The following is a 3,011-nucleotide window of genomic DNA, read 5'->3' on the forward strand; positions in this document are numbered from 1 at the left end:
AGTTTAGAAAAGAAAGATACATCTACTACACAGAATACAAAAAGAGATGAGCATGTATATACAAACTCTTTCTATGATCTTCCACTTATACAGGATAAACAACTAAGAATTACTGATTACTAAAGGACTAAAAAGAATTATGCAAAAATTTTAAAAATTCCTCTTAAAAGGTATTGACACAACACGGTACATTCCGAGCGAAGCGAGGAATCTCCTCTGTTAACGTTTTTCGTGGGAGTATTAAGAGGGTGTTTCCCTTAGTGTTATTCTTAGGTGAAGCCCCACAGAGTCATTCTGAGGAGGCATCTTTTTTCCGACGAAGAATCTCCTCTTTTTTTATGCTGTTAAATATTCAAGATGATTTTAAGGCGGTTTACTCTCTAAAATTATGAAACCCTTAAGGAGTCTATACTAAGTAAAGCAAACAATCTCCTTAGGATGAGAAGAAAAACGGCTTAGGATAACGAAGAAAGAAAAAATCCCTAGCAAAAACATAAAAAGAAACTAATCTTTGTACTCTGGGATTATTTCTTTAAGGACAGAGTTAATTTCTTCTACATTAAAACTCAACGCGGCATTTTCAAGCTTACCAAGTTTAGCAAAAAAATCTTCCTTATCTAATAGATTTTCATTACTAACAACCTTTAAGATATAGGGATTTTGAGTTTTTAAAACATTCTCCTTCTCACTCCAGAGTTCTTCTTTTATCTTCTCTCCACCACGATTACCAATAATCTTAATGTGAATATCCTTTCCTACCTCAAAACCAGAAAGTTTTACAAAATGCTTTGCAAAATTCAAAATATTAACAGGCTCTCCCATCTTTAAAACGAAAATTTCTCCATTTTCACCCATAGAAGCCGATTGAAGGACAAGTTGCACTGCTTCAGGAATGAGCATAAAATATCTTTCCATTTGTGGGTCTGTTATTGTTAATACTCCTGTTTCCTTCATTTGTTTCTTAAAAACCTCTAAAACACTTCCTTTACTTCCAAGCACATTACCAAATCTAACACTTGCAAATTTTGTTTTACTCCCATTATTTGCATAATACTGAAGTAGCATTTCTGTAATCTTCTTTGAAGCCCCCATGATGTTTATAGGATTCACTGCCTTATCTGTGGAGATATTTATGAACCTTTCGACTTTAAATTTCAAAGACGCATCAAGGAGATTTTTAGTTCCAAAAACATTGTTTAATATTGCTTCATCGGGATTTTTCTCCATAAGAGGCACGTGTTTATGCGCCGCTGCATGGAAAACAATCTCTGGTTTGTAAGTCTCAAATACTTTAAATACCTTTTCTCTATTTCTTATATCACAAATAACAGGAACTACTTCATAGAAGTGCTTCTTTTCTAAAAGGTCTATTTCGATGTCAAAAATCCTATTTTCTCCTCTTCCTAAAAGAATCACCTTTTTAGGTTTAAAATTAACAACTTGTCGTGCAATCTCTGAGCCAATTGAACCGCCTGCACCAGTTATAAGGACTGTTTTTCCTTTGATATAATTTTCTACTATGGAATTATCCATTTTAATGGACGCCCTAGAGAGCAAATCTTCAAGCTCAACATTTTTAATATCTTCTATACGCACTCTTCCTGAAACTATTTCCCAAATTGCAGGAAGAGTTTTAATTTCAGCAGTTGAAGAAGATGCAAGAGCAACTACTTTCTGCAGATGCTCTCTTGGAGCAGATGGAATAGCGTATATAACAACATCAACACCATATTCTTTTATGATATAAGGCAATCTTGCAACACTACCTAATACCTGAAAACCGTGGATTCTTAATCTTTTTCTCGAAGGATCATCATCAAGAAATCCAACGACATTATAATTAAGTTGAGGATGTGAAAGAATCTCTCTTAAAAGTTTTTCACCTGCATCTCCTGCACCAATGATAAGAACATTCTTTTTTCTCTTAGAAAGTGCTGCGCTTTTTGTATTTCTAAATTCATAAAGCAACCTATAAAGAATGCGAACCCCTGCAATTAACAAAAAAGCAATCATAAATGAAGCAAGATAAGCACCTCTTGAAAAACTTATGTTTTTTCTTAATAGATAGAATATCGGATAAGAGACTGCTTTAGTAAGAAACACTGCAACTAAAATATCAGATATCTCTTTAACACTTGTAAACTCGAAGCTATGCAATGGCAACTGAAAAATAATTTCAAAGGCAATAAATACGATGTTTTCAACTATCCCAGGTAGGTCATCTATATGAATAAAGTTTGTTTTAAGAATAAAATCAAACCTAAGTAAGATAGATAAAACCGTTGCAACATTGTATAAGAATACATCTATAATAAGCTTAGCAAAAGTAATTGTAATAGTCAATTTATTTCTTAAGATTTTTTCAAACAACTTTCTCAAAGTTTCTTAACCTCAAAAATAACTTCTTTTAAATTCTTAACAACATAGTCAACTTCTTCTTCGGTAAGAGTTGTATAAAAAGGCAAAGCAATCGTTCGCTCAGAAACAAATTCGGTAATAGGAAAATCCCCTTTTTTATAGCCAAATTGCTCTACATAAAAAGGTTGAAGGTGAATTGCTTCGAAATAGTTCCGAGTTTGAATACCTCTTTTTTCAAGTTTATCAATGATAATATTTCTTTTATTTTCGTCGAAATCATCTTGAAGCCTAATTACATAAACAAACCAACTCATTTTTGTTGTATTAGGACTTATATATGGAGTTATTACTTCTTCTACCTCTGAAAGTTTTTTAGAATACATTTTGGCAACAGCATCTCTTAATTCTATAATTTTATTAAGTCTATTAAGTTGAGAAATTCCCAACGCACAGTTTACATCTGAAATCCTATAGTTATAGCCAAGGCGAGTATGATAAAGCCAGCTTTCATCTTCTCCTCTTCCTTGGTTTCGCATACTCCTTGAAAGTTTGTAGATGTTTTCATCATCTGTCAGAATAACTCCTCCTTCACCAGTAGTCACTTGTTTGTTTGGGTAGAACGCAAACGCACCTGCAACTCCAAAGCTTCCTGC

General features: G+C 33.2%; 2 protein-coding genes. Both read right to left on the reverse strand.

The features are described 5' to 3' along the window. Positions 1-504 precede the first annotated feature (504 nt). Positions 505-2,379: a polysaccharide biosynthesis protein gene (locus tag K6343_04215; protein MEF3245169.1), complete on the reverse strand. Its 1,875-nt coding sequence runs from the start codon at positions 2,377-2,379 to the stop codon at positions 505-507. Further along, the coding region (locus K6343_04220; GenBank protein ID MEF3245170.1) for a DegT/DnrJ/EryC1/StrS family aminotransferase at positions 2,376-3,011 on the reverse strand (636 nt) is incomplete at its 5' end. The genes K6343_04220 and K6343_04215, both read right to left, overlap by 4 nt.

The organism is Caldisericaceae bacterium (assembly GCA_036574215.1).
Classification (GTDB): Bacteria; Caldisericota; Caldisericia; order Caldisericales; family Caldisericaceae; genus Caldisericum.